The organism is Romboutsia sp. (genome assembly GCF_035470145.1).
In the GTDB taxonomy this organism is placed as follows: Bacteria; Bacillota; Clostridia; order Peptostreptococcales; family Peptostreptococcaceae; genus Romboutsia_D.
On sequence record NZ_DATIRC010000027.1, the window covers coordinates 1 to 4633 of the forward strand.

Consider the following 4633-nt stretch of genomic DNA (forward strand, 5'->3'; position numbering starts at 1 on the left):
TTAACTCCTTTTATATTTTAATTATTATTCTTTTCATAAAATTTTATTTTTCTAAATTCTATCATAATGTCTCATATAAACAAGACTATAATTATATATTCTAACTTATGTGTTAACAATTTTACATGTAAAATTGTTAACATTAATTAATATTATTCATATTTTTTTAATAGTTTATAAAAAGTAGGTCTCGAAACACCTAATATTTCTGCTGCTCTTTTTTTATTTCCACCTGTTGATTTTAAAATATCTAGTATAATTTCCTTATTAATTTTAATTGAATCTTTTTTTATAATTTGTTCATATTCCGGTTCTTTTAAACCAGCCCTCTTTAAATCTTTTGCTGTTATATAATCACTATTACAAACATATAATAACCTTGATATAGTATTTTCAAGCTCTCTTATATTTCCTGGCCACGTATATCTCATAAGCATTTCTTTAGCTTCATCACTCATACCGCTTATATTTCTATTTATTTTTTTCTGTAATTTTTTAATAAAATAGTCTGAAAGTAATAAAATATCATTATCTCTTTCCCTTAAAAGAGGTATCTCTAGACAAAGAACCTTTAATCTATAATATAAATCTTTTCTAAATTTACCCTCTTTCACCAGCTTTTCTAGTTCTCTATTAGTAGCAGCAATAATCCTTACATCAACTCTAATTGGTTTGTTCCCACCAATTCTATTGATACACATTGTCTCAAGAACACGTAAAAGCTTTGCTTGAAGATGAATTTCCATTTCTCCTAATTCATCAAGAAATAATGTACCTCCATTTGCCAGTTCAAATTTCCCAAGCTTGCCTCCCTTTCTTGCTCCAGTAAAAGCTCCTTCCTCATATCCAAATAATTCACTATCTATTAATTCATTTGGGAAATTTGCACAATTTAATGCAATAAAAGGTTTCTCCCTTCTATTGCTGTAATTATGAATAGATTGAGCAAACAATTCTTTTCCTGTACCACTTTCTCCAAGTATTAAAATATTTTCATTAGTTTTGGCAAAAACCTTTGCTAAGTTTATGTTTTCTTTTATTTTTCTACTCTGACCTATGATATCACTGAATGTGAAAAACGCTTGATAACCAGCAATAGTATTAGCAAGCTTTTTAGTTCGTTCGATACCTCTAAATATATCAATAGCTCCTATAATGTCTCCTTTATCATTAAATATAGGATATGCCGAATTGATTAAGTGTATTGCTTTTTCTTCAATTCTTAAATAATATTCTACATCAATAATACTATTTTTATTTTCTAGAATTTGAAGAAGCATAGGTTTTTCCTTTGAAATATTGCCTATATATTTATTATGTAATTTTTCTTTATTAGTTTCTATAATATTGCAACATGCATCATTGGCATATACTATATATCCATCTTTATCGCACAAAGATATTCCATCATTTACTGCATCTAATGCCCTCATCAATAAATTATTGTGATTACTATACTTATTAATCAATTGTATAGACTTTTCCATATATCGATTGATCTTTTCTAATAACTCATTATACTTTAGGTTATTTTCATCCTGTGTTAGCACGTACAAATAATAATGTGAATTGTTGAAGTTAGATGTTTTATATAAATACAAATATACACTATGTTCTTTATCCCCTAATTTAAATGTCTTTGTTAATTTTATCTGCTGTAATGTTTCATCAAACTGTAAATCAATACTTTTATTTACAAAATCATCTAATCTTCTATTGCCTTCATAATCATAAGTAGCAATAATTGTTTTATTAATATCCATTAAAAATATATAGCATTGTTGTTCAATATGGTCAGTTTCCAGATAAAAACAGTCTTTGATTACATCAATATAATTTCTATTTTGAACTTCAACATTTTTATTTATAAGCAATGAATATAAATACTTTATAATTACACTATTATCCATTTTTTCCCCTTCCCTTATTCTTTGTGCTTTCTTATTTTATTACCTTTTGCCATTTGTATATACTTATTTCCTTCATTAAATATATTTTACAGTGTTTAGATTTTCGTGTCTACATATTTATACAATCACCATCAATATATGGAAGAGAGCATAGAAATAGGATTATAAAGTCAATAAAATATACTAATATAATGTTGTATTAATTAAAATTTTATTTACACAAACATAAACCCTATGAAATATTTATATAGTTTCATAGGGTTTGCATTTTTTAGACAACAAATGTTATTTATATATTTTTCATGTACAAATAAATAAAAAATCTTGTTAGTCTTTATTCAATACATTATGAAGTTTTTCTAAAAACTTCTCGGTTTGCTGTATAGTTCCTGTACTAACTCTTATCCAATTGTCCCAGTTCCATAAATATCCAGGTCTAATTAATATTCCTTTTTCCATAAGATTTTGAAATATAACCCTTGAATCCATATTTACATTTATAAACACAAAGTTTGAATTAGACTTAATATATTCTAAACCCATTTCATTAAAGTATTCTTCCATTATAGCCAATGACTTGTAGTTAAGTTCAACGGTTTTTTCTATATGTTCTTTATCCTTTAAAGCACCCCTAGCTGCTGTTTGAGCAAGCTTATTAACATTAAAAACACCTTTTACTTTACTCATCTCAATAGCTATTTCCTTTGAAGTTAGTACAAATCCTACCCTAACTGCTGCAATTCCTGCTACTTTTGAAAAGGTTCTTAAGATTATTGTGTTTGGTCTTTTTTTCAATATACTCAATGTTTCTGGATAGTCTTGATTTATCTTAGCATAATCGTAATAAGCTTCATCAAATACTATAACAACATCTTCTGGAACATTTGCAATTAAATAATCAACTTCATCCTTAGTCATAATATTACCAGTTGGATTGTTAGGATTACAAACATAAATTAGCTTCGTCTTTTCAGTTAATTTACTGACGAATCCTTCAAAATCATGTTTATAATCTTTTAGTGGCAACTTTATCGGAACTCCCCCCATATGTAAAATACTAGTACTATATAATCCAAAAGTAGTGGCAGCCATAATTGCTTCATCACCTTCATTAATAAAGGTTTGAGCAATCATTTGTAAAACCTGCTCTCCTCCATTGCCTACTACTACATTTTCATAGCTTAAATCATACTCTTTAGCAATTTCCTTTCTTAATTCCATTGCAGAAGCATCAGGATATATATGGATATTTTCAATTTCTTTTTTTATTGCTTCAATAGCTTTAAGAGATGGCCCTAACGGATTTTCATTAGATGCCAGTTTCTCTATTTCTTCTATCCCTAGTTCCTTTTTTACTTCTTCTATTGGTTTTCCCGGAACATAAGGTATTAATTTAGATAATTCATTTCTGAATATTTTTTTTGACATACCATCACTCTCCTTAAAATTCTATTTTAATATTTATATATATTTTTCAATAGCTTTTACAGCATTAAGTAATTCTTCTATATTCTCAGGAATTCTTAATCTTACAGCATTTTTTCCCATTGCTATGAAATCTTCGCCCGACTCTGTAAGTACCTTGTATTTTAAAAACTCTTTATACAAATCAATTTCCTCATTTGGATGTTGTAAAACCATAATAGGAACTTCCAAACTAGTTTCTGCAACCTTTATTTTTGAACATGCATTAATAAACTCTTCCTTTATTCTTTTTATATTACAAATAGAATTCTCTATAAACATTTTATCCTTTAGTGCCACTTGAGATATATACTGGCTAACGGTAGTTACAGTAAAAGGCATATCTACTTTTTCATAATATTCTAATAGTTGCTCACTACAAACTACATAACCCACTCGTAAGTCAGCAAGCCCAAAGCCTTTTGAAAATGTTCTAATAACAAATAAATTGGTAAATTTATTAACGAGAGAAATTGCAGAGTTTTCTTTGCTCATAAAATCCCCATAGGCTTCATCTACAATAACGCATATATTCATTTTTTCTGCCTTTTCAATAATATCGCTTAATTGCAATAATGGTATAATCTGACCTGTTGGATTGTTAGGATTATCAATATAGATAATTCGATGTTCATCACACATTCTATTCATTATCTCTTTATAATCAAATTTATAATTATTTTGCTGCTTTAATTCAACATATTCATAAATTCCTCCATGACATCGTACATCAGTTATATATTCTGTAAACTGAGGGCAGTATCCTAATACTCGTGAATTTTTTTCAATAAAAATCTTATTTATTGTATCAAGAACTCCTACTGATCCATTCCCAAGTCTTATATTGTCGCTTCTGATATCAACTACATCTGCCCAATACTTAGCAATTTCTTTTCTCATTTCTACATATGGGTATTGAGGATATATATTAATTTTTGTTTTTAAAAATAGCTCCTTTTCATTAGAAATTAAATTTGAATATCCAAATGGATTTATTCCAAGAGAACAATCAATAACATCTTTTTCAACATGTATTTCATCTTCATCATTCTTGACATAACTCATTTTTTGAAAGTTTACAAGGTGTTCATTTACTTTAAACTTCATATTTTTAACCCCCTTTGAAAACAATTTAATAATTATATAATGTAAATATAATTTTCATCTAACTCCTTTTTAATTAGACTGCTATTAATTATTAGCAAAATATATGCCAAAATTAATTTTTTCTGAAAAGTGTGTATTTTAGAGGGCTTCTA

At 27.2% G+C, this 4633-nt stretch carries 3 protein-coding genes; all 3 read right to left on the bottom strand.

Annotation, left to right across the window (positions count from 1 at the left end):
- Positions 1-152: 152 nt before the first annotated feature.
- Positions 153-1910 (bottom strand): sigma-54 interaction domain-containing protein, encoded by a 1758-nt coding sequence (locus tag VLM92_RS01225; protein ID WP_325274532.1) that lies wholly within the window; start codon positions 1908-1910, stop codon positions 153-155.
- A 327-nt stretch (positions 1911-2237) separates the two neighbouring features.
- Positions 2238-3338 (bottom strand): histidinol-phosphate transaminase, encoded by a 1101-nt coding sequence (hisC, locus tag VLM92_RS01230; RefSeq protein WP_325274533.1) that lies wholly within the window; start codon positions 3336-3338, stop codon positions 2238-2240.
- A gap of 33 nt (positions 3339-3371) precedes the next feature.
- Positions 3372-4481: a histidinol-phosphate transaminase gene (locus tag VLM92_RS01235; protein WP_325274534.1), complete on the bottom strand. Its 1110-nt coding sequence runs from the start codon at positions 4479-4481 to the stop codon at positions 3372-3374.
- Positions 4482-4633: the final 152 nt, after the last annotated feature.